Source organism: Aquimarina amphilecti, from assembly GCF_900109375.1.
GTDB lineage: Bacteria > Bacteroidota > Bacteroidia > Flavobacteriales > Flavobacteriaceae > Aquimarina > Aquimarina amphilecti.
In genome coordinates this window covers 119,464-142,208 of the sequence record NZ_FOAB01000002.1, presented here as the reverse complement: position 1 = coordinate 142,208, position 22,745 = coordinate 119,464, and the positions used below count along the sequence as shown (strand labels likewise).

General features: G+C 33.5%; 20 protein-coding genes. 7 read left to right on the top strand and 13 right to left on the bottom strand.

The features are described 5' to 3' along the window. Positions 1–3: 3 nt before the first annotated feature. On the top strand, positions 4–3,690 hold the full coding sequence (locus BMY33_RS05020; RefSeq protein WP_091406332.1) for a T9SS type A sorting domain-containing protein: 3,687 nt from the start codon (positions 4–6) through the stop codon (positions 3,688–3,690). Positions 3,691–3,765: 75 nt separating this feature from the next. After that, positions 3,766–4,251 (top strand): hypothetical protein, encoded by a 486-nt coding sequence (locus BMY33_RS05015; protein WP_091406330.1) that lies wholly within the window; start codon positions 3,766–3,768, stop codon positions 4,249–4,251. A 10-nt stretch (positions 4,252–4,261) separates the two neighbouring features. On the opposite strand, the gene BMY33_RS05010 is transcribed toward BMY33_RS05015, so the two are convergent. The 5 genes from BMY33_RS05010 to BMY33_RS04990 form a co-directional block, all read right to left on the bottom strand. Continuing rightward, a complete protein-coding gene (locus tag BMY33_RS05010) occupies positions 4,262–5,380 on the bottom strand; it encodes a TFIIB-type zinc ribbon-containing protein (RefSeq protein ID WP_091406329.1) in 1,119 nt (372 codons plus the stop codon). Positions 5,381–5,468: 88 nt separating this feature from the next. Then, on the bottom strand, positions 5,469–6,605 hold the full coding sequence (locus BMY33_RS05005) for an SPFH domain-containing protein (protein ID WP_091406327.1): 1,137 nt from the start codon (positions 6,603–6,605) through the stop codon (positions 5,469–5,471). A 617-nt stretch (positions 6,606–7,222) separates the two neighbouring features. Further along, entirely contained in the window at positions 7,223–7,684 is a 462-nt protein-coding gene (locus BMY33_RS05000) for a hypothetical protein (protein WP_091406325.1), read from the bottom strand. A 132-nt stretch (positions 7,685–7,816) separates the two neighbouring features. Further along, positions 7,817–8,362: a hypothetical protein gene (locus BMY33_RS04995; protein ID WP_091406324.1), complete on the bottom strand. Its 546-nt coding sequence runs from the start codon at positions 8,360–8,362 to the stop codon at positions 7,817–7,819. Positions 8,363–8,460: 98 nt separating this feature from the next. Then, the gene (locus BMY33_RS04990) at positions 8,461–10,149 is read right to left on the bottom strand and encodes an ABC transporter ATP-binding protein (RefSeq protein WP_091406322.1); all 1,689 of its coding nucleotides are present in this window, start codon (positions 10,147–10,149) and stop codon (positions 8,461–8,463) included. Between the two features lie 127 nt (positions 10,150–10,276). Between BMY33_RS04990 and BMY33_RS04985 the strand changes: the two genes are divergently transcribed. Genes BMY33_RS04985 through BMY33_RS04970 form a run of 4 tightly spaced genes read left to right on the top strand, consistent with a single transcriptional unit; the run spans position 10,277 to position 13,320 of the window. Continuing rightward, complete coding sequence (locus BMY33_RS04985; protein ID WP_091406321.1) at positions 10,277–11,734, top strand: sensor histidine kinase; 1,458 nt, start codon at positions 10,277–10,279, stop codon at positions 11,732–11,734. Positions 11,735–11,756: 22 nt separating this feature from the next. Next, entirely contained in the window at positions 11,757–11,960 is a 204-nt protein-coding gene (locus tag BMY33_RS04980; RefSeq protein ID WP_091406319.1) for a DUF4177 domain-containing protein, read from the top strand. A 19-nt stretch (positions 11,961–11,979) separates the two neighbouring features. Beyond that, positions 11,980–12,759: an enoyl-CoA hydratase/isomerase family protein gene (locus BMY33_RS04975; RefSeq protein WP_091406318.1), complete on the top strand. Its 780-nt coding sequence runs from the start codon at positions 11,980–11,982 to the stop codon at positions 12,757–12,759. A gap of 6 nt (positions 12,760–12,765) precedes the next feature. Further along, on the top strand, positions 12,766–13,320 hold the full coding sequence (locus BMY33_RS04970; RefSeq protein WP_091406316.1) for a hypothetical protein: 555 nt from the start codon (positions 12,766–12,768) through the stop codon (positions 13,318–13,320). On the opposite strand, the gene nadD is transcribed toward BMY33_RS04970, so the two are convergent. The 8 genes from nadD to hemH form a co-directional block, all read right to left on the bottom strand. Continuing rightward, complete coding sequence (nadD, locus tag BMY33_RS04965) at positions 13,311–13,892, bottom strand: nicotinate (nicotinamide) nucleotide adenylyltransferase (RefSeq protein WP_091406314.1); 582 nt, start codon at positions 13,890–13,892, stop codon at positions 13,311–13,313. The genes BMY33_RS04970 and nadD overlap by 10 nt on opposite strands. Positions 13,893–13,905: 13 nt before the next feature. Continuing rightward, positions 13,906–14,478, bottom strand: coding sequence for a guanylate kinase (gmk, locus tag BMY33_RS04960; protein ID WP_091406312.1), 573 nt, complete (start codon positions 14,476–14,478; stop codon positions 13,906–13,908). 71 nt (positions 14,479–14,549) lie between these two features. Further along, the gene (locus BMY33_RS04955; RefSeq protein ID WP_091406311.1) at positions 14,550–15,416 is read right to left on the bottom strand and encodes a YicC/YloC family endoribonuclease; all 867 of its coding nucleotides are present in this window, start codon (positions 15,414–15,416) and stop codon (positions 14,550–14,552) included. 106 nt (positions 15,417–15,522) lie between these two features. Further along, complete coding sequence (locus tag BMY33_RS04950; protein ID WP_091406309.1) at positions 15,523–16,068, bottom strand: GNAT family N-acetyltransferase; 546 nt, start codon at positions 16,066–16,068, stop codon at positions 15,523–15,525. Next, positions 16,069–16,620, bottom strand: coding sequence for a CopD family protein (locus BMY33_RS04945; protein ID WP_091406306.1), 552 nt, complete (start codon positions 16,618–16,620; stop codon positions 16,069–16,071). Then, positions 16,621–19,731 carry a VPS10 domain-containing protein gene (locus BMY33_RS04940; RefSeq protein WP_091406304.1) on the bottom strand — a complete coding sequence of 1,037 codons (3,111 nt, stop codon included), beginning with the start codon at positions 19,729–19,731 and terminating at the stop codon, positions 16,621–16,623. Positions 19,732–19,898: 167 nt separating this feature from the next. Then, complete coding sequence (locus BMY33_RS04935; RefSeq protein WP_091406303.1) at positions 19,899–21,287, bottom strand: MATE family efflux transporter; 1,389 nt, start codon at positions 21,285–21,287, stop codon at positions 19,899–19,901. Further along, complete coding sequence (gene hemH, locus BMY33_RS04930) at positions 21,284–22,324, bottom strand: ferrochelatase (protein WP_091406301.1); 1,041 nt, start codon at positions 22,322–22,324, stop codon at positions 21,284–21,286. The genes BMY33_RS04935 and hemH overlap by 4 nt, the downstream gene beginning before the upstream one ends. Before the next feature lie 237 nt (positions 22,325–22,561). Here hemH and BMY33_RS04925 point away from each other — a divergent pair, with 237 nt between their 5' ends. After that, positions 22,562–22,744: a hypothetical protein gene (locus BMY33_RS04925; RefSeq protein WP_091406300.1), complete on the top strand. Its 183-nt coding sequence runs from the start codon at positions 22,562–22,564 to the stop codon at positions 22,742–22,744. Position 22,745: the final 1 nt, after the last annotated feature.

Genomic DNA, 22,745 nt, shown 5'->3' with positions numbered 1-22,745 from the left:
AATATGAATTCAACTCTACAACACCTCAAACGAGGATTTTGTGCTTGTGCGGTGGTCTTAACTACCTTTTCCGCAACTTCTCAAGTACAACAATTAAAGACTACAGCTGATGAAAAACCAAATAAAGGACATCAATTGTACAAGCAAACAAAAATGTTTGACAGTAAAAAGGGATCAACTGATGCTAAAACTCCTCTCGAAAGACAAGCGGATAATGCGATAGAAAGATCACAATTTGAATTGATGAGATTAAAAAACCCTGTTACTGGTAAAATACCAGATGGGATTAGAAAAGCGGAGCTTCAGTTCTCAGAAAAGATCAATATTAGTGATGAATCTCAGAAATCTTTACAAACAGCGGCTAAATCTAGTAGATTCTCTTTTTGGAAGAATAGAGGACCATTTAATGTAGGAGGTAGAACTCGTGCGCTAGCAATTGATAGCAGAAATGAAAACGTGATCTTAGCTGGTGGAGTATCTGGGGGATTGTGGCGAACTGAGAATGCAGGAGAAACTTGGAGAAAAGTTACTAGATCTTTTCAAGATCCTAGCATTACAGGAATTGTTCAAGACCCTAGACCAAGACATAGCTTTACTTGGTACTACATTTCTGGAGAACGTTACGGAAATTCGGCAAGTGCTGGAGGAGCATTCTATCAAGGAAGCGGAGTGTATAAATCCAGAGATGGTGGACGCACATTTGAGCTATTAAGAGCAACAGCAAATCCTGATGTTGGTATATTCAATGCAAATGAACCTTTTGATTTAATTAATTCGATAGCTATTGATCCAACTAATGGAGATATCTATTTAGGGACAATCACAGGGATTCAAAGATCTCAGGATGGAGGAAATTCATTTACAGAAGTTTTAACTGGTGGTTTTGATAGTAAAGCAGAAGTAGCAATTTCTTCTACTGGTCAAATATATGCAACAGTAGATTCTGATACTGATCCAACTGCTGGATTCTTTACTTCTACGGATGGGGATACTTGGACAAATATCACACCGGAAGGGTTTGTACCTGCATATGGAAGAACAGTAATGGGAATTGACCCTTCTAATGAAAATACAGTATATTTTCTTACACAAAATAACTCTGGAGGAATCCCTGCTTTATTAAATAGATATGATCTTGCAGCAGGAACTTGGACTGATTTAAGTGTAAACTTACCTTTCGGTATTGGAGGAAGTGTAGGAAACTTGAATCTACAGGGAGAGTATAATATGATAGTAAAGGTGCATCCTACAGATAGTGATTTAGTATTTGTTGCAGGAACTAATGTGTACAGATCTACTACAGGATTTACTACTCCAGCTGGACAAGAAAGTTGGGTAGCTGGATATTCTCCATTAAATAATGTAAGTCTATATACGAATCAACATCCAGATCAACATGCATTATTATTTTTTCCTTCAAATCCTAATAAAGTATTATCAGGAAATGATGGTGGAGTTTATGTTACAGAAGATATTACAGCTACCAACGATGGTGTAGAACCTGTAGCTTGGACGTCGTTAAACAATGGTTACATTACGACACAACCGTATCACGTAGCATTTGATCCAGAACCAAATACAGATGATTTAGTAGCTGGATTCCAAGATAATGGTACATGGTTTACAAATTCTACTGATTCTAATGCTATTTGGGAATCGGACTTCGGTGGAGATGGAGCTTATAGTGCAATTGCTGATAACGGTAGAACACGTTATGTTTCTTCTCAGAGAGGAAATGTATTTAGATTTAATTTTGATGAAGAAGGTGTATTTGAGTCATTCTCTGCTGTAGAGCCAGCAGGAGCTTCAGGTTTTGCTTTTGTTAACCCATTTATTCTTGACCCTAATAATGATAACATCATGTATATGCCGGCAGGAAGTTCGATATGGAGAAATAATGATCTTGATGGATTGCCGTTATTTACAAATACAAATGCTACAGAAAACTGGGTAAATCTCACAAATACATCAACTCCTGATGGATCTACTATAACTTCTTTAGATGTTTCTAAATTTCCAGTAGCAAATAGATTATACTATGGTACAAATTCTGGAACTGTATTTAGAATGGATAATGCTAATATAGATGGTCAACAAGCAATAGATATTTCAACAGGGAAAGGATTACCTGTTGGTTTTGTAAATGATATCAATGTTGATCCATCTAATGTTGATCGCGTAATTATTACATTGTCTAATTATGGAATTCCAAGTGTATTTATTACAGAAGATGGAGGAGATTCTTGGACAAATATTAGTGGTAACTTAGAAGAAAATGCAGATGGATCAGGTAATGGACCTTCAGTAAGAAGTACAGCCTTTTTAGGTAGTAGTGCTGGTAGATTTGGCGCTCGATTACAAAGAGTATTTGCTGCAACAAGTACTGGTTTATATTCTACTAGAAGGTTAAATGGGCAAAATACAGTTTGGAGAAAAGAAAATTTTGCGATTGGTAATTCAGTAACTGATGAAGTTGTTACAAGAAAAGACGGATTTATTGCGGTAGCTGCTCATGGAAGTGGATTATTTAGTGCACGTTTTCCTGTAAATGCAAACCCTTTACCAGAATCTAATTTGATTACAGCCTTTTTATTAGATGATTTCGGAGTAAATGAAAATAGCGAAGAAACAACAATAGACATTACTGGTTTATTTGTACAGTCTCAAGGATTGCCAATTGATATCGAATTAACTAATTCTAGTCCAGAACTAGTAACAGCGACGTTATTAGGTAATACACTTACTTTGTCATATGCCCCAGATAGTATTGGTGCAGCTTCAATAGGTTTAATTGCTACTTCAGGAGAAGAACAAGTGGCTGAAGGTTTTACAGTTACCGTATCCGAACCTTCGATCTATGAACAAACAAATACGCAAGTATCAACAATACCTTCTCAGAACTTCTTAGATTTTAATGGTCTGGCGCAGTCAGCAGATGATTTTACAGTTCCGGCGGGTAATACTTGGAATATTGATAGAATAGTAGCTTTTGGTGCTGTAAATGGAAGCCCTGTACTTAACAATGTAAGTATTGTTATTTATGAAAATGAAGGAGGAGTACCTGGTGCAGAAGTTTATAATAGTGGAGAGATTACTCCTGTTTCAGAACCAAATATTTCAAATTTAAATATAGATTTACCAGAGGTGGTTACTTTAGAGAGTGGAGCATATTGGATATCAGTATATACTAATCTTGCGTTTGATGGTGGAAACCAATGGTTCTGGGCATCACAAGATAATGTTGTAGGTGAAGTAAGTCAGTTTAGAGATCCTATAAATCTTTTCGGGACAGGAGCTATAGATTGGACAGCTACTACAGTTGCATTAGGAAGAGACCCATTAGATCAGACCTTCCAAATTTTTGGAGATATTATAAGTTCTAATGAAGATTTAGTAGAGCCAGAATTAGAAGTTACCTTAACTACATTAGACTTGGTAAACGAGATTTCTGTTTATCCTAATCCGTCTAATAATACATTCTTCTTTAATTTTGGGGATGCAATCTCTAAATCAAGTAAAAATGTAAATATTAATATATTTAATAGCACAGGTAATTTAGTACATACAATAACTGATGTGAATTCTAATACTAATGTAAATTGGGATTCATCAAGATTGGCTTCTGGTCTGTATTATGCAAAAATCTCAGGAACTAATACAAATACTGTAGTTAAACTAGTTAAGAAGTAGAACTATAGATTTAATAACAATTAATTATGAAAAAAGGAGTTGATATAATCGACTCCTTTTTTTATATTAAAGACTATGAATAAACTTATGTATATAGGGTTGATTACTATCTTGTTTTCTTGTAAATCGAACAGTATCGCCCAGGAAAATGAAAAAAGTACTGAAGAAAAACCAAAAGTAGAGAAGCCGAGGTTTGGTGATGTAAACAATGATAATATGCCTAAGCCAGATGTATTTGCTCAAAATCAGGTAGGACCAAATACCATTCATCTCACGATTCAAGCTTTGGAGATTATTAAGAATAAACGAATTTGTGATATACCACAAGAAGCTGCAATAAAAGCTAAGGTTACTGATATAAAAGGTTCAGGTTCTGGAATAATAAATATGATCTCTATAAATCAAGAAATAGAACTCGCGTCTAGAAAAGGAATTCCAAAAGATGTTACTTATCTAAAATCAAAACTTAATAAAGATGTCGTTATAATTATTAAGGAAAAACCTTGTGCTGATTTTAATCAAACTGTGTACGAAATAGTTAGTATTGATTATAGGAATTAGTTTATTTTGTTTATTGCTGATTTCCATAAGTGTCGGCTAACCAAACAATGAGTGCGATTAGAGCTATTATAAAAAGCACGAAGAAAAATATTTTCCAAAAAGAATATGGTCTTTTTCCAGATATTTTACCTGTTTGGCCGTTTACAAAGAAATTATATTTCTTCCCATTATATTGATATGCACTAATATAAACTGGAAGTAAAATATGTTTAAAAGTTTCCTCAGATAAACTCATATTTACAGAATGCACTCTTTGAGTATCACCTCCAATATCATGACGAGACCAAGAACGTGCTATTCTTTCTGCTTCTTGGGTAGAAGACAGATGACCATCTTTTAGAGGAATGGTATATTTCTCAGTAACAAATCCTGCTAAAAAATTGGTGTTAAAAGGCTCGAGAGACTGGAGGTTCCAATGAGCAATTTTAGAAGGTATTGGATTTTTACGTTGATTAGAAGCTTTTATTAAAGTGTCGTCTACAAAACCACTAACATTTCCGCTAGCGGGAGACCATCGTGTTCTCCGTTCTTGTCTTGTTCCTCTTACTGATTTACCATTTACTGTTTTGGTATAAGGTACACTTACGTAGTAATAATCCCCTCGCTGTCCTGTATAAGTTGCATATAATTGTGCATCAAATGTCCAGTATGGAAGATATAAGCCTTTAGTGTGTTCTGGATCTAATGCAGCTTTCTTAAGGTTATTCGGAGCGAACCAAAGTTCTTTTACCCATTTTGAGAAAATTTGATGGGATTTTTTTTGATCAAATTGAAAAGGAAGTACAGCTCCAGGAAGAATCCAATCTTCCTTATATGCATCCTCTATGATCAGAGGCATTGTACAATATACGCAGTGCAATGATTTGTAATTCTCTTCTATATGTTGATTAGCACCACAATTTTTGCAATGAAGCATTGTAATCTCTTCAGAATGAGAAAGAGATCCCATTTCCTCTAGATAAGGTTTTAACTCAAGTTCTTTAAACTCATCTTCTTGCTGATCAATGGTTTCTTCATGACCACAATAATCGCATTTAATCTCTGAGGTACCAGGTTTATAGGTTAATTCGGCACCACAATTAACACAAGATTTCTTTTGTTCAGAAAATATTTTTTTTTCTTCTTCCATTCAGGAATTATGATACTAGAGGTTGTACAAAGTTATCCTTTCTTTCGTTTAAAACGAAAGAAAGGATAAAAGGTATATTTATTTCTTCCTAAGCTCCCGGAAGTGGAGGAGGAGTACTACCTCCTAAGAATGATTTTAATTCTTCTATATCTTTTATGGCACTCCAATTTGCCATCCCTTGTTTCCAAACCAAAGAATCTTTATTTACGGTTCTATTGGCAAATAATGTCTTTAACTGATCGAAGGACACAGGTCCTACCTGTTGTCCATTCACAGCGTAGAAATATTGTACCTGTACAGGCATTGGTGGTGGAGCAACTGGAGAATTTTGCTGAGGTTGTGCTTGTTGCTGAGTAGCCATTGGATTCATCATTCCACCCATCTGTTGCGCTAGTACAAATCCCATTCCCATTCCCATTCCTGCTCCTGCAGTACCTCCTTCATTTGCAGCGGCAGCTTCAATCGCTTTGGCCGTTTTGAATTTAGTTAATTTATCAAGGTCAATCTTATCAATTCTACTGTATTCAAAAATTTCTTTTTTCAAATCTTCTGGCATCGAAACATTTTCAATAAAGAATCGTTCTAAGGAAATACCAACAGAATTAAATTCTGGTTGCATTACCTCTTTGCAAGTTTCTGATAGTTCAGTAGTATTAGCAGCATATAATTCTATAGGAAAATTCGCTTCACCCACAGTGTCAGTAAAACGAGTGGAAATTAAACTTTTAAGATGTTCGTTAATCTCAAAACTTGTAAAGTTCGCATCTGTACCAACAATATCAACGATAAATTTTCCAGGATCACTTATTTTAAAAGCATAAGTTCCGAAGGCTCTAATTTCTACCAAACCAAAACGATCATCATTAAGCGTTATAGGGTTTTTAGTTCCCCATTTCTCATCCGTAAAAAGTCTAGTATTTACAAAATACACTTCTGCTTTAAATGGGCTATTAAACCCATACTTCCAACCTTTTAATGTTGTTAAAATTGGCAAGTTTTGAGTATTTAAAGTATAGGTTCCGGGTTCAAATACATCGGCTAATTGACCTTCATTAATAAAAACAGCTGTTTGCCCTTCTCTTACGATTAATTGAGCGCCATTTTTTATTTCATTTTGATAACGCTCGAATCTATGTACAATGGTATCCTGTGTATTGTCTAACCATTCTACAATATCTATAAATTCATTACTAAGCTTCTTTTTTATTTCGTCAAAAATTCCCATCGGTGAGTTAATTTATAATTCGTGTTCTAAAACTACAAAATAGAATGCGTCATTAAAAATTATTTGATATTAAAATCTATGAGATATAGATGAAAGGAAGATTGTTTTATAAGTCCTGCATATTATCGATTATTTATAGCGGAAAAATAAAGCTTTGTTTTTCACTATAACACTTAAGGAAAGTGTTAATTATAAATAAAAGAGGTTCTTTTTTTTGAAAAAGAACCTCTGAGAATAAGATGTAAATATCATTCTAACCTAAGTAATGGCATGCGTCTCCGTAAACTATGCAAGCAAGTTCATCATAAGGAGGGCAAATTGGATTGTTATAACAGTTAACTACTTTACCTCCATTAATAGATCTTTGTTGTTTTTTGTTTAGAAGCTTGCCTACCGTTTTTAATTTTTTCATGAGTTATTTGTTTTTAAGTTAAAAGGGAATATTCCCTCAATTTATAAAAATTATTCCATAAAAGTTTGTAGATGCTTCTCTTTGTGATAAAATTATAATTATCCTGTAAACTAGAGGTCCTGAAGTGTACATAAATTCGGTACAAAATAAAACTCCTTACACAATAGTTTGAGTAAGGAGTTTGGTAATTAAAAGTGTTAGTTTATTAGTCTAAGCCATAATGATTTTGCACTTCCTCGTAATTACTAAAGTCAAAACTACTGATATTAGTTCCTTCAATAATTACGAATCTAAAATTTAATGTTTGATCAAATGTAGATGTCAATATAATTTTACCTACCTCTATTCTATCAATATCTAGAAGAGTATTTTCATTAATTACTATGGGTAAAGTTTCCCAAAATGGATTTCCGTTTACGGTCGTGTATCCAAATACAAGACCATTATCATAAATATCTTGTGTTAATTCTGGAACTAAGATTTCATTTTGGCCAATAGCTACAGTATACGCATCAACAGATATAGAAACTACATTAGCATTTCCGTCTTGGCCTGCTGGTCCTATAGCGCCATCGAGTCCATTTGCTCCATCTTCTCCATCACAAGAAGTTAATACTAAGGCAAAAGCCATCATTACATACGTTAAAAATTTCATTGTTGTTTTCATCATTTTAAGTTTTAATGTTTATTATTAGTGTAGTTTTATATGAGGGGGTAAACATTTTGAGTTAAAAAAAACCTATTCAATTATTTTTGGAATAGGTCTTAGGATAAAAAGGGTGTTTAATTAAATTAAGGATTATAAGGAGATAACTTCTGTATTTTGATTATCGATATAGATAGTCATTGATTCCTCTATAGTATTTGATGCGCCATCTAATCCTCCGAAATCTTTAACAACAAAAGAGAATGATATACTTATAGAATCTCCGTTAGTTACTAATTTACCTGTTAAGATATTTCCAGTTGTCGGATTAGTTGGATCACCATCCCAATAGATGGAGCTAGAAAGAAATGTAAGCGTAGTAGTTTCCCAAGGTACAGGTATTTCTTCGGAAAACTCGATGTAATCATGTGGATATTGCCAAGAGATTCTATCTACGCCACCAGTATCCGCTCCAGAAAAGATAAAATCATATGTTGTATCTGTGCGCAAGTTAAGTTGTATGCTAGAAAAATCATCATCTTGAGTAAACGTTCTATTAAAACCATCCCCAGAAATATTAAAGGAAAAAGTAGGAGTAGTTGTATCAGTTTCTGGAATATCGGTTTCGCAAGAAATAAAGAATAATATTGCGATTGCTAATACTATGTTTTTGATATTTTTTATGCTATTTGTTTTCATCACGTTAAGTTTTGTTATTTAAAACTTAGTACGCTTAGAAACAAATAAGTAAACACCAATAATAAAATTTTTGGAAGAGAAAGAATTATAGAATTACTTCAAATACCTTTCGGTATGGCATTGATTAGTTTTTTTGTATATTCCTTTTTAGGGTTTGCATAGATGGTATCTGCATCACCCTGTTCTTCAATTTTACCTTGATTCATAACTAATAATTGGTCTGACATATATTTTACCACAGCAAGATCATGAGATATAAATAGGTATGTAAAACCAAATTTTTCCTTTAATTCGTTCAATAAATTAAGAACTTGAGCTTGAACGGATATGTCAAGAGCACTTACAGATTCATCGCAGATGATTAGCTTTGGTTGGAGCGCTATGGTTCTGGCAATACCAATCCTTTGACGCTGCCCACCACTAAACTCGTGAGGATATCTATTAAAATATGAAGGGTCTAAACCAACTCGCTTTAAGAGACTAATTGTTTTTTCTTTACGCTCTGCATCATTGGCGTATAATTTATGAGCTTTCATGGGTTCCATTATTGCCTTGCCTATGGTCATACGAGGATTTAATGATGCAAATGGATCTTGGAATATTAATTGAATGTCTTTTCTTAAAACTCTTATTGAAGAAGAAGAAAGTTCTGTTAGATCCTGACCTTTATATAAGATTTCTCCTTGATCAGCTTTATCTAATTGAAGAATGGTATTTCCTAAAGTAGATTTCCCGCATCCTGATTCCCCAACAAGACCAAGTGTTTCACCTTCATATAGGGTAAAGCTTACTCCATCAACTGCTTTGAACTCTTTTTTGCCAAACCAACCAACTTTAGAGAAAAAGGTTTTCTCTACATTTTTTACTTCTAGTAATGGTGTAGTGGCATATAATTCTTTGTGATGATCTTCTCTATTCGCTTTGGTAATAAGTTGTCTTTCTTTTTTTTGATCTTTTAGATAATCTTCTATGGTTGGTAACCTTTTATATCTAATATCTAAGGATGGTCTTGCGTAAATTAATGCTTTGGTGTATTCTTTTTGGGGATTATTAAAGATTTCGGAAGTGGTATTTTGTTCCACCATTTTTCCTTTATAGACAACTAATACGTTATCCGCAATTTCAGAAACCAACGATAAATCGTGAGAGATAAAGAGAATACTCATCTTATATTCTTTCTGAAGATCTTTGAGTAAACTAATGATTTCTTTTTGTACTGTGACATCTAATGCAGTAGTAGGTTCATCGGCAATAAGTAGTTTAGGTTTACAAGCAATTGCCATGGCAATCATTATACGTTGTTTTTGGCCACCACTCAATTCATGAGGGTAAGCATTATATGCACGAACTCCATCAGGAAGTTTCACTTTTTCAAACAAAGACAGGACTTCTTCCTTAGCCTCAGATTTGCTTAATTTAGTATGTTGCTTTAAGATTTCTATTACTTGTTTGCCACATTTCATAGAAGGATTTAATGAACTCATAGGTTCTTGAAAAATCATTGCAATTTCGTTGCCTCGTATCGAACGTAATTTTTTATCATCAAAATCAAGTAAAGAATTATTGTTATAAAAAACCTCTCCAGAAACCTTTGCCGTTTTTTGTGGAAGTAATCCCATAACAGCCAAGGAAGTCACGGATTTACCACTACCAGATTCTCCAACAACTCCTAATATTTCATCAGGTTTAATATCAAATGAAATATCATATAAGACCTGTATTTCTTTCTTTTCTGAAGAAAAAGAAACATTTAGGTTTTTGACAGAAAGTAAAGGCTCATTGTCCATAGTATCAAAGCTAAGTAAATTTAGTCAATTACATCCTATAAAACATAAGGTAGCTAGGTTGTAATCTCGGTTTGTTTTAAAGTTTTTTTGGTGTGATATTTGTTATATTTACGTTTCAAAGAATAGTATGACGCTTACCAAACTCTCTCTTAGAACGAGGATTTTTATTTCTATGACTGTATTAGTTCTGTTGGCTTCTGTGTTGGTTGCGGCGATTACCGTGTATCAATATAAAGAAGAAGCAGAAGAATACCATCGTGAGCGATTAGAAAGGAAGGAAGAGCGAATCAAAATAGCTATTAATAATGCATTAGGCAGCACTACTTATCCTGTGATAGAAGAAAATGTAACTTTGATTTTTAAGGAAAAAAAGAAGATCAATCAGATATCCCAAGAACATACATTGCCAATTAATATTTATAGTTTATCTGGTGAATTATTAGTTAAATCTGAAGAAACCTTTGTCAATGATACGGTAGACAGACAATTAAGTCAGCAAATTATAGATACATTGGGTAGTGGCTATGAGAAGAGATATCTAGGGGTTTCGGAGAAAAACGGAGAACACTTTTTGTCCTCTTATACTTACATAAAGGATTATAAATCAAAGCCATTGGCGATCCTTAATTTGCCGTATTTAGAAGATGACAATTTCTTTTCTAGAGAATTATGGGAATCTCTAACAAGGTTAGGGCAAGTATATCTTTTGATGCTTTTGATTGCAATTGTTCTCGCATATTTTTTGTCAAAATATATAACGCGATCTCTTAAAACAATCTCTGATACTATTGATCAAACACGTTTAGATAAGCGTAATAAGAGAATCAGAATAGGTGATTCTAGTGATGAGATTTATTCGCTGGTAAATGCCTACAATAGTATGATTGATGAGTTAGAAGAAAGTGCAGCAATGTTGGCTAAAAGTGAGCGAGAAGCTGCTTGGAGAGAAATGGCTAAGCAGGTAGCGCATGAAATTAAAAACCCGCTTACTCCGATGAGATTGACTGTTCAAAGTTTTGAACGTAAGTTTGACCCTAATGATCCAACTATAGAGAAAAAAGTAAAGGAATATAGCGATACATTGATCCAACAAATTGATACTATGAGTTCAATAGCTTCTGCATTTTCTAATTTTGCTCAAATGCCTGCGCAGAAAAGTGAAACATTAGATGTTGTAAAAATTGTTGGGTTAGCATTGGACATTTTTAATGAAGATTATATAGTTTTTCCTTCAGAAAAAGAGGAGATTATTGCTAAGTTCGATAGAACACAATTAATAAGAGTGGTAACTAACTTGGTTAAAAATGCGATACAAGCAATATCAGAAGATCATACGCCTAAGATTATGGTGAATGTATTTACAGAAAAAGAAGATGTTGTTATAACGGTTGCAGATAATGGAGTAGGAATAAATGAAGAAAACAAAAAGAAGATATTCGAACCAAAGTTTACAACTAAGAGTAGTGGTATGGGATTAGGGTTAGGTATGGTTAAAAATATTGTGGAAACGTATAGCGGAAGCATTACCTTTACATCTCAAGAAGGAAAGGGAACAGTTTTTAAAGTGAAGTTTCCAAAACTATAATTTGCACATAAATAGAAAAACTATGAAAGAGTATAAATTAGAATCTTTGATTTACTATTCTAAACTTACATTAGATAAGGAACATATCTTAAAATCTTCTTCAAAGGACATTCAAGAAAAATTAGATCTTTATGCTAAAGATGGATGGAGATTAGTATCCACCGATGTTGAAGATTTTGGTATAGGAATGTATTTCTATTTATACTTCGAAAGAGATTTAAAATAACAAACAAACAATTAATACAATGTATAATAACGTTCTCACATCTCATAATGGTGGTATAACAACAATTACGATCAATCGTCCATCAAAATTAAATGCGCTTAATAAAGAAACTATTCAGGAATTACATGATGCATTTGATGAGGCAAATAAAAATATTAAAACTAAAGTAATTATTATAACCGGAAGCGGAGAAAAGGCTTTTGTTGCAGGTGCTGATATTAGTGAGTTTGCTAATTTCTCTATTGATCAAGGAGGACAGTTGGCGGCAAAAGGACAGGAGTTGCTTTTTGATTTTGTTGCTAATCTATCGACACCAGTAATCGCGGCGGTAAATGGATTTGCACTTGGTGGGGGACTAGAATTAGCTATGTCCGCACATTTCAGAATTGCAAGTGATAATGCTAAAATGGGATTACCAGAAGTATCATTGGGCGTAATACCAGGATATGGAGGAACCCAACGCTTACCGCAATTGGTCGGAAAAGGAAGAGCTATGGAAATGATTATGACTGCAGGTATGGTTGATGCGAACCAAGCATTAAATTATGGTCTTGTAAATCATGTTGTTTCTCAAGAAGAACTATTACCACTTGCGGAAAAATTAGCAAGTAAAATTATGCGAAACTCATCTGTGGCTATTGGTGCTGCAATTAATTCAGTTAACGCGGCTTATGAAGATGGCGTTAATGGTTTTGAAACAGAAATAAAAGAGTTCGGTAGTTGTTTTGGAACTAAAGATTTTAAAGAAGGAACTACGGCATTTTTAGAAAAAAGAAAAGCTGATTTCCCTGGGAAATAAGGTAGTATGAAAAGAAAAGGTTTTTTCTTAATTGTAATTACTTTGTTCTTTATTTCATTTATTTCCGGTCAAGATAAATCAAGGATAAATTCAAAATCCCTCGATACTATTGGAAATATAGAATATAGGGGAAACCCTTATTCAAGCACTTATAAGCGATTTTCGCCACGAGTTGGTGCAGGTATTCAGAATTCTTTTTATTCGGAAATTGGATTGTCGAGACATACCTGCACTTATAGTGATGTAGGCTTTTTTTCTAATAATTATTATGTTGCTATAGAATGGTCTCCTATTAAGGCTAAGGATGTTTATGGGGTAAAAATAGGATATGAAATCAATATGATTCCTTTATTAAGCCTTGGTGTAGAAGCAAAATATCAAACTAATTTTGATATGAATGATTTTGTGATCACTCCAAAGGTAGGTTTAGGTATTTTTGGTGATCTCAATGTATTTTACGGTTATAATATATCAACTAATGGAAATCCTTTTCCTGATATAGGGAAACACCAATTTTCCATAGTCCTTAATTTACACAAGAATTTTTTAGGTTATCTATAGAAATTCATTTCATCAATATATTCCCATACCTCTTTGGGTAGTAATGGTCTGATATTTTTATCTTCAGTAATAGCTTTTCTTATAAAGGTGGAAGATATTTCCATTATAGGAGCATTAACTCTTTGAATCTTTGCGTGATTATTAAATTGATGCTCTGTTATGCCTTCAGAAATTCGAGGATATACATAAACATTATGGTTTTCTAAAATCACCTCATAGTTCTTCCATTTATGAAAGCTTTTAAGATTATCCTCTCCCATAATAAGATTAAATTGATGATTCTCGTACTTCTCCTGTAGATGTGCTAACGTATGAACCGTATAGTTGGGCTGAGGTAGCTTAAACTCAATATCACTTGGTTTTAGTTTAGGATATGATTCTGTAGCTCGATATACCATTTCTAATCGATGATTATTATCTAATAATGAGCTTTTCTTTTTAAAAGGATTATGAGGTGTTACCATCATCCAAATTTCATCAAGATCAGAATATTCCGCCATATGATTAGCAATCGCTAGGTGACCTATATGAATGGGATTAAATGTTCCGAAGTATAAGCCTATCTTTTTCATTGGAAACTTTTATTTACCCTAAAATAAATTTTTTCACAAGTTGTAGCACCTCTGCTTTTGCTTTTTCAAGATCGTCATTGGTAATGATCGCATCAAACTGTGGAGCGGTTGCTAATTCTGTAGAAGCTTTAGCAACACGCATATTAATTTTATCCTCAGATTCGGTTTTACGTTTCTTTAAACGAATTTTTAATTCTTCAATACTTGGTGGTTTTACAAAAATAGCTAGTGTACGATCAGGGTAGATTCTCTTGATGTCCAATCCTCCAACAACATCAATGTCAAAAATCACATGCTTTCCCTTATCCCAGATACGTTGCACCTCTTTTTTTAGAGTACCATAAAAATTATCACGGTATACTTCTTCCCATTCCAGAAATTCATCGGCTTTGATTTTGTCTTTAAACTCTCTTAAAGAAAGAAAATAATAATCTTTTCCGTGTATTTCTCCACCACGAGGTTCTCTAGAAGCAGCAGATATTGAGAAATCTAAATTCAGCTCCTCTTTATGTAATAAATATTTAACTAAAGTAGTTTTTCCACTGCCTGAAGGTGCAGACAACACTATAAGTTTTCCTTGTTTCATCTATATAAATTTTACCGTAAGGGTAAAGGATTATGTAAATCCACTTTTTTATAAAATATTGTTGTAAATCGTTATAAAATATTCAGCAACTGTTCTTTTATCTTTTCTAATTCATCTTTCATCTGAACTACCAGTTGTTGCATTGGAGCATAATTAGATTTACTTCCAATAGTATTAATCTCTCGACCAATTTCTTGTGTAATGAATCCTAATTTTTTACCGTTAGAATCTTTAGTATTTATAGTGGTAGTAAAGTATTCTAAATGGTTGGCAAGTCTTACTTTTTCTTCTGTGATATCAAATTTTTCTAAATAATACACCAATTCTTGTTCAAAACGATTTTCGTCAACTTGTTCCTTTAATTCAGAGACTGCTTTGTGTAAACGTTCTCTAACTACTTCGATACGCTCTGGATCAATTGCAATTACTTTTTCAAGTAAATCCCCGATGTTTTTAACGCGCGTAATAAAATCCTTTTCTAAAGCTTTTCCTTCGTCAAGCCTATAGTTTTCTATAGCTTTAAGAGCATCAGATAAACCTCCTTTTATAGCTTCAAATTCTTTTTTATCAACTTCTGCACGTTCTGTTTTTAAAGCATCTGGCATTCGAACTGCCATTTTTATCAACTCTAATTCTTCTTGCTTCGCATAAAGAGAGATAGAGCCTAGTTGTTTCATGTAATCTTTTACTATAGATTCATTGATTTTAGTAGAGTTTTCTTCTCCAGTTACTTCTACATATAAACTAAAGTCCACTTTCCCTCTTTCTAGGGTTTTAGCAATGGTTTTACGCATTTCCAGCTCTTTTTCACGATATTGAGAAGGAATTCTAGCGTTTAGGTCTAAATTTTTGCTGTTTAAAGATTTTACCTCAATGGTAATTTTCTTTGTAGGAAGTTGAAGGATAGACTTCCCAAAACCTGTCATTGATTTGATCATATGCTTATATCAGTACTCGATTAAAAAATTACACGAAGATACATAAAAGTAGTGAGGTGAAGGTCTTGTGAACCATTTTAGACACTATCTAGGTGCTTTTGGGTAATTATACTTCTCTATACATAATAATTTTATCAATATATGTTTCTTTTTCTAAGAAGAAATTAGGAATAATCCCTGATTGTATAAACTCTATTTTTTTATACAAAGCAATTCCAGGATAGTTATTTTTGTATACTTCTAACCATACTGTTTTCAAAATTTCATTTTGTTTTGCCCAGTCTATTATATTTTGAAGTAATAAAGTTCCAATTCCTTGATTTTGCCACTCTGTGTGTATTCCCATTCCAATCATTCCGGTATGTTCCATTTTTTTTCGCCAGCTACCGGTTAGATCTATATTTCCAATCATCACATTTTCGCATAAAGCTACTAGGATAATACTATTTTTCTCGGATTGAAATCTTTCTATTAAATCTCTCTCTTGATCGATGTCATTAGGATATTCGCTTTCGAATAAGGGTAGGGTTAGAGTACCTTTTAGATATTGAAGTTTAAGTTTTAATAAAGCAGGAGCATCATCAGAGATTGCTTGTCTAATAGTTATAAGCTCGTTACTTTTAGATGTGTATGTTTTTGAAAAAAAGCTCAACTATGCATTTGGATTTTTATCCCTGATTCTTTTATAAAACTTTATTCCCATCATTAATAAAACAGCTAATAATAGAATACCAATTACTCCATAAATCCAATTAACAGCATCTCTTATTATTACTAGAAATATAACTGCGAAAAGGATGATAGTTGCTCCTTCATTCCATAATCTCATTTGGTTAGAAGTCCATTTAATGATCCCTTCCTGAAGCTGCTTGAATATCTGATGACTTTTAAGGTGGTATACGAAAAGAAGTACTACAAAGCCTAATTTCACGTGCATCCATGAATCATTTAATATTCCTGGTCTTAAAATTAATAAACAAATAGCAAATGTTGTTGCTAATATCGCTGAGGGCCATGTAATAATATACCAAAGTCGCTTAGCCATTAGCTTAAGTTGATCGCCTAATATTTCTCTATCAGGAGAAGGTTTTTGAAAGGCTTCGATCTGATAAATAAATAACCGAGGGATATAAAAAAGCCCTGCAAACCATGTAATAACAAAGATCAGGTGCAGAGCTTTTATATAGTTATAGTATTCTTGCATTTATTCTTCTACGAAAAGATAATTAAGTTGCAAGGTATTGAATTCTGAGTTAAAGCTTTTTATTTCTTCAGAAATTAATTTATTAAAGGAATTTAGTTGATCATCGATCTGTTTGGTTAATTGATTTTTTACAGCGATGTCTTGTGTTGTAGGTCCAAAATCTCCCATTCCGACTAAAGAATTTAAATGTCCTAACTTATTGGTTAATTTTATCGGGAAGTTCAAGGGATCCTGACCGCTTCGATTTTTAGTTTGATATAATGCCTTTTCAATTTCACCAAATTTTTTCTGAAGATCTTTAGCTTTAGTAACTAAATCTTTTGTTTTTTCATTGTCTTTATATTGCGTTGAAAAAGATTTTAATTGTGTATTTATTTTTTTGATTTTTTTGATGGATTGATGCGCTTGATCTACTGTTTTATTTACACTAGTAATAAAATCAAATTGTTGATGCATTTGTTGTAAAGTAGCTTCTGCTCGTGGATCAGCAAGTATAGTAAACGGTTGAGAAACTTCTTTTCCGTTTACATTTAAACTAACCTTGTAAGTACCGGGCACTGCCTTTGGACCATCAAGATTTGCCCACCATAATATCATTCCTTTTAATTTTTCTGCACCATCACCTCGCATATTCCAGTTAAATTGGTTAGCTCCTTTTTTTAGATCATTTAACTTGTCTTTTTTCTCTTTTGCTTTAGTGCTAAAAGACTTAATAGTGTCACCTTTTGTATTAAAATAGGTAAGTGATATAGTATCTTTTTTCTTGTCAAAGTTTTTAAGGTTAAAATAAGTAATCACTCCGCTTGGATGATTAGTTCCTTCAGTTTTAGAACCTTTTCTGCCACCACCGCGCATTCTATATGTGTCTTTGGGTTTAAAGAGAATATTTTCTTTGGTTTTGGAATCACTATTAAGTTGATGCAATACAGTAAGATCATCAATGATCCAAAGACTTCTCCCTTGAGTCGCTACTACTAAATTATTTTCTTTAATAGTTAGATCAGTAATAGGTACAATCGGAAGGTTTAATTGAAAAGCTTTCCAATTAGAACCATCGTCAAACGAAATATACATTCCTGTTTCGGTACCAGCATATAGTAACCCTTTTCGTTTAGGATCAGCACGAAGCACACGAGTAAAATGCTCATTGTTTATTCCTGAGGTTATTTTTGTCCAAGACTGGCCATAATTAGTAGTTTTGTATAAATAGGGAGCAAAATCACCAGACTTATAACGAGTTCCTGCTATATAGCAAGTACCCTCATCAAAACTACTTGGCTCTATGCTATTAATCATCATCCATTCCGGCATGCCTTTAGGAGTTACGTTGTTCCAGTTTTTTCCGCCATCCTGACTTACATGAACCAGTCCATCATCACTTCCTGTCCATAGTAATCCTTCTTTTATAGGGCTTTCTGCAGCAGCAAAAATTGTACAGTAATATTCTACAGAAGTATTATCCTGAGTGATTGGACCTCCTGAAGATTTTAACTTGTTAGGATCATTTCGAGTTAGATCTGGGCTAATTATCTCCCAACTTTGACCTTCGTTTTCAGTTACATGAACTTGATTGGAAAAGGTATATAGTTTATTAGGGTTATGTTTTGAAAACATAATAGGGAAATTCCATTGAAAACGATACTTCATGTCTTCAGCACCATGTCCCATTGGATTATCGGGCCAAACGCTAATTGACCTCACAGTTTCTGTCTTGTGATTTACTCTAGTTAAAAAACCATCATAACTACCTCCATATACGATGTCATTATTTTTAGGATCTATCGCAATATGTGCTGATTCTCCTCCAGCAGTAGATTCCCAGTCATCTTCGGATATAGACCATCCAGTACTTCTGTGATTGATTCTAATAGTAGAATTATCTTGTTGCGCAGCATAAATTCTATAAGGGAAACTATTATCTGTGGTTACACGATAGAATTGAGAAGTAGGTTGATTGTGATAAGTACTCCAGGTTTCTCCACCATCATAGGTAATTTGTGCGCCTCCATCATCGCCCATAATCATACGTTTTGGATTTTCTGGAGCAATCCAAAGATCATGATGATCTCCATGTGGTGCTCTGAAGCTACTAAAGTTTTTCCCGCCATCCTTACTTTTATGATAAGATACATTTACTACGTACAGAACATCTTTATCACTTGGATCCGCATAGATACGAGTGTAATACCAGGCACGTTGACGAAGACTACGATCACTATTTAAGAGATTCCAAGTTTCTCCTCCATCATCACTTCGATAAACACCACCTTTTTCTTTGTTCTCCACAATCGCCCAAACTCTTTCACTATCAACAGGAGAAACAGTTATTCCCATAATTCCTAATGTATCTTTTGCAAAACCTTTGTTCTTTGAGATTTCTTTCCAGGTTTTTCCACTGTCAGAACTTTTCCATAGAGCAGAACCATTTCCACCAGAGCTTAAACTATATGGTGTTCTTCTGGCATTCCAGGTAGAAGCGTATAAAATTCTCGGGTTATTCGGATCTAATGTAAGATCAACTGCTCCGGCATCCTGATTAGCAAATAACACTTTATTCCAGTTTTTTCCACCATCAATACTTTTGTAAACACCGCGATCTTGAGTAGGTTTATATATGTTTCCTAAAACTCCAGCATATACAATATCAGGGTTGGTAGGATGTATGGCAATTCTTGGTATATGCCTACTTTTTGGCAAACCAGATTGCACCCAAGTTTTTCCTGCATCAATACTTTTCCAAACTCCATAACCAGAAGACACATTACCTCGAAGTGTTTTTTCACCACCACCAACATAAATTACATTTGGATCACTTTTAGAAACGGAAATAGAACCAACCGATCCACCAAAGAACCCATCAGAAATGTTTTCCCAAGTACGTCCACCATCAGTTGTTTTCCAAACCCCACCACCGGTAGCTCCAAAGTAGAAAAGATTAGGTTTTCCAGGAACACCTGTTACAGCAGCACTTCTTCCACCTCTAAAGGGACCAACTAATCGATATTCAAGTGCATCGTATAGCTCCTCGTTATATGTTTGTGCTTTTAATGATGAAAAATTGCCAATCAAAAGAATGGCAACCAGAGTAAGTTTAAAAATTCTTGAGTACATTTAGTTGAGTTTAGAGATTACGCCGTAGCACGTAAAATTCATAGTTAGTAGATTTGATGGTCCACTAAAATCTGGAATAAATGGCTATTGAGAAAGATTTTCACGTAATTTTAACCTTAGTTGATTCGATTACTCTGTTTCTGAGGTATATTTCCAAAGAAAGCGAACTAGGCAGTTTTTGGAAGCGCTAATGTTTTTCTTACTTCTCTATTTAAATAATATCCAGTAAGAATTGTAGAGAGTACATCAGCAATCGGAAAAGCAATCCAAACTCCTAAAACTCCTAAAAAAGGAGGTAATAATAGGATAAGTGGAATTAAAAAGAAACCTTGTTTTGTTAAACTTAGTAATAATGCGGGTATTACTTTTCCTATAGATTGAAAATATGCAGATCCTATAAGTTGCACTATGATTACAGGAGTTGCAAGAAATACAATACGTAACGCCGAAGGTGTTCGTTTCAGAATTTCTCTATTATCAGCCAGTGTTTCCGGATCCAATGATTCTTTGGTACTTACGAAAATGGAAATAAATTCTTGAGGAAAAACCATGATGATAATAAATATTAAAATCGCTAGTATCCCGCCATAAGTGATAGAAGTATTAATAGATTCTCGTACTCTTTGAAATTTTTCTGCACCATAATTATATCCAGCGATCGGCATAAACCCTTGATTAACACCAATTACAGGAAATAAAGCAAACATAAGTACTGTTCTTATAATTCCATAAGAAGCGATATCCAGTTCATCACCATAATTACCAAGAACATTATTTAATAATATTCCTAATACAGCAATGGTTCCTTGTCTTGCTAAAGTAACAAAGCTTAAACCGCTTATTTCATTAACAATTTTCTTTTTTAGTTTTATGCATTCGAGATTTAATTGTAGTTCACTTTTGACAATAAAAAACCATAGAATAAACCCAAAGCAAATAGCATAACTAATAAAGGTTGCCCAAGCAGCTCCTTCCATTCCATACCCCATTACATTGATTAGTAGGTAGTCTAGAAAAATATTTCCAATGGCTGGCAATATCATTGCAACCATTGCAAATTTTGGTTTGCCTTCTGCGCGTATTACATTGTTACCCATCATTGCCATAGATAACATCACAATACCATAAAGAACGATTTTATAGTAAACTAAGGCATACTCTTTAAAAGAATCTTCAGCTCCTAGAAAACCAATAAAAAAATCTTGAAATAATAAGCCCACTAATGCTAGTGAACCAGAAATTAGAAAAGTAAGTGTTGTCTGATTTCCAAAAACTCTTAATGCTTTATCGTGATCACCAGAACCTAAGGCTCTTGATAAAACAGAACTACCTCCAATACCTATCGCTAGACCAATAGCTCCAATAAAAAAGGTGAATGGAAGTACAACCTGTACGGCTGAAATTGCTAATCCACCAATCCAATTTCCTAAGAAAGCAGTATCAACAATCATGTTTAAAGACATGACTAATATTCCTATAGAAGCTGGAACAGCCTGTTGGATTAAAAGTTTGCCAATGGGTTGTGTTCCTAAAGTTTCAGAACTTATTTTTGTCATTTCAGAACAGGGGTTTTAGCTTCAACCCAATTATTTACCCAATTACCTAATATATCAGACCAATCATCACGATCATTAAGACAAGGAATCGTAGTAAACTCTTTTCCACCAACTTCATGAAAAATTTCTTCTCCTTCCATGGCTATTTCTTCAAGTGTTTCTAGACAATCAGATACGAATGCTGGTGTAACAATAGCCATTTTTTTGATTCCTTCTTTACCCATTCTTTCAATAGTCCTATCGGTATAAGGTTGTAACCAGGGATCGAATCCTAATCTAGATTGAAATGAAGTAGAATAGGTTCCATTTTTAAGGCCTAACTTTTTAGCTACTTGTACAGTTGTTATCTCACATTGATGACGATAACAAAATTCATGTTGTACAGATCCTTTTTTAAAGCAACATTTCCCATCCATTTTACAATTTCCATTACTAACATCACTTTTTCTAATGTGTCTTTCAGGTACTCCGTGATAGCTAAATAAAAGATGTTCATAATCTAAATCTTTAATTTTTTCAGCAATACTATTGGACAATACCTGTATATATTCCTCCTTATTATAGAATGCAGGAATATCTGTAAATTTCATGTTTGGAAAATGTTCTTTTCGTAGTTCTTCTGCAAGTACCAAAATAGTTTCGGTAGTTGCCATTGCAAATTGCGGATATAATGGAATAATTAAAACTTCACTAACTCCTTTATCGTGTAATTCTTGCAATCCTTTTTTTATACTTAAAGAACCATATCTCATTGCTAATCCAACTGGAACAGAAGTTCGTTCAGCTACTTTTTTCTGTAGCCTTTCGGAAAGAACAATTAGTGGAGAACCTTCATCCCACCATATTTTTTTATAAGCTGCAGCAGATTTTTTTGGACGAGTATTTAGGATAATTCCTTTAACTAATAAAGTTCGGGCCCATAGTGGGACATCGATAACTCGTGGATCCATTAAAAATTCACCAAGATATTTCTTTACATCTTTTGGATCTGTACTATCAGGGGATCCTAAATTGACAAGAAGTACTCCTTTACTCATAGTTTTTCTTTTTCGAGAGGTAAAAATACAAACTATTCCATGGATAGATCATAAAATTATAATAAGACTTATTTATAGTATTATTGTATACAAAGTGATTAAATAAAATATCAAAATAATGTGAATGTAACCTGTGTTTTTAGTCTCTTAATAATTTTATTTACAAGTTAAAATATTATAAACTAGGAAGTCCCAGATAATATTTTCTTATTTTTATAAGATCAAAAAAGCATTGAAATGAAACGTATTATTGTAGACGTAGAAAATGATAAATTGCCTTTTATCCTAGAATTATTAGAACATTTCGAATTTGTATCCGTGTTAGGAGATACAGATGAGGATGATAGGGGAATGTATGACTCGATAGTTTCTTTACAGAAAGGAGAAGGAATTCCTGTTAAAGAACCTTTAGACCAATAAA

Excerpts from the sequence above, each read along its gene's own strand:
- BMY33_RS05000 (WP_091406325.1), bottom strand. The coding sequence starts at position 7,684 with ATGAAAACAACAATGAAATTTTTAACGTATGTAATGATGGCTTTTGCC.
- BMY33_RS04990 (WP_091406322.1), bottom strand. The coding sequence starts at position 10,149 with ATGGACAATGAGCCTTTACTTTCTGTCAAAAACCTAAATGTTTCTTTT.
- BMY33_RS04980 (WP_091406319.1), top strand. The coding sequence starts at position 11,757 with ATGAAAGAGTATAAATTAGAATCTTTGATTTACTATTCTAAACTTACA.
- BMY33_RS05015 (WP_091406330.1), top strand. The coding sequence starts at position 3,766 with ATGAATAAACTTATGTATATAGGGTTGATTACTATCTTGTTTTCTTGT.
- BMY33_RS04970 (WP_091406316.1), top strand. The coding sequence starts at position 12,766 with ATGAAAAGAAAAGGTTTTTTCTTAATTGTAATTACTTTGTTCTTTATT.
- BMY33_RS04975 (WP_091406318.1), top strand. The coding sequence starts at position 11,980 with ATGTATAATAACGTTCTCACATCTCATAATGGTGGTATAACAACAATT.
- nadD (WP_091406314.1), bottom strand. The coding sequence starts at position 13,892 with ATGAAAAAGATAGGCTTATACTTCGGAACATTTAATCCCATTCATATA.
- BMY33_RS04935 (WP_091406303.1), bottom strand. The coding sequence starts at position 21,287 with ATGACAAAAATAAGTTCTGAAACTTTAGGAACACAACCCATTGGCAAA.
- BMY33_RS04945 (WP_091406306.1), bottom strand. The coding sequence starts at position 16,620 with ATGCAAGAATACTATAACTATATAAAAGCTCTGCACCTGATCTTTGTT.
- hemH (WP_091406301.1), bottom strand. The coding sequence starts at position 22,324 with ATGAGTAAAGGAGTACTTCTTGTCAATTTAGGATCCCCTGATAGTACA.
- BMY33_RS04925 (WP_091406300.1), top strand. The coding sequence starts at position 22,562 with ATGAAACGTATTATTGTAGACGTAGAAAATGATAAATTGCCTTTTATC.
- BMY33_RS05005 (WP_091406327.1), bottom strand. The coding sequence starts at position 6,605 with ATGGGAATTTTTGACGAAATAAAAAAGAAGCTTAGTAATGAATTTATA.
- gmk (WP_091406312.1), bottom strand. The coding sequence starts at position 14,478 with ATGAAACAAGGAAAACTTATAGTGTTGTCTGCACCTTCAGGCAGTGGA.
- BMY33_RS04955 (WP_091406311.1), bottom strand. The coding sequence starts at position 15,416 with ATGATCAAATCAATGACAGGTTTTGGGAAGTCTATCCTTCAACTTCCT.
- BMY33_RS04940 (WP_091406304.1), bottom strand. The coding sequence starts at position 19,731 with ATGTACTCAAGAATTTTTAAACTTACTCTGGTTGCCATTCTTTTGATT.
- BMY33_RS05020 (WP_091406332.1), top strand. The coding sequence starts at position 4 with ATGAATTCAACTCTACAACACCTCAAACGAGGATTTTGTGCTTGTGCG.
- BMY33_RS04985 (WP_091406321.1), top strand. The coding sequence starts at position 10,277 with ATGACGCTTACCAAACTCTCTCTTAGAACGAGGATTTTTATTTCTATG.
- BMY33_RS05010 (WP_091406329.1), bottom strand. The coding sequence starts at position 5,380 with ATGGAAGAAGAAAAAAAAATATTTTCTGAACAAAAGAAATCTTGTGTT.
- BMY33_RS04995 (WP_091406324.1), bottom strand. The coding sequence starts at position 8,362 with ATGAAAACAAATAGCATAAAAAATATCAAAAACATAGTATTAGCAATC.